The sequence below is a fragment of the Faecalibacterium sp. DFI.5.82 genome (assembly GCF_029076575.1).
In the GTDB taxonomy this organism is placed as follows: domain Bacteria; phylum Bacillota; class Clostridia; order Oscillospirales; family Ruminococcaceae; genus Faecalibacterium; species Faecalibacterium duncaniae.
Genome location: NZ_JARFIS010001135.1, coordinates 1 through 288, shown reverse-complemented (window position 1 = coordinate 288; position 288 = coordinate 1). Strand labels below are relative to the sequence as shown.

1 pseudogene is annotated in these 288 nt (G+C 59.0%); it reads left to right on the top strand.

Features of this window, described 5'->3' with window-relative positions:
• A pseudogene (locus tag P0G09_RS20455) lies at nt 1-288 on the top strand (hypothetical protein); the annotation flags it as partial.

Here is a 288-nt window from a genome sequence, read left to right as displayed (position 1 = left end):
ATGACCCTGCCCGCCTTTGCAGCCACCAAGGCCGATTATTCCAAGGATGAGACCGTCTACGCCGTGATGAACGCCGACGGCTCCATCAAGTCCACCACCGACAGCGAGCACCTGTACAGCGCTTCCGGCCTGTCCAATGTCACCGATGAGAGCACCCTGACCGATATCCAGAACACCGAGAGCGATGCCGCGTTCACCCAGGACGGCGATAAGCTGGTCTGGAACACCGACGACACCGACGTGTACTATAAGGGCAATACCGACAAGGCCCTGCCCATCACCGCAAAT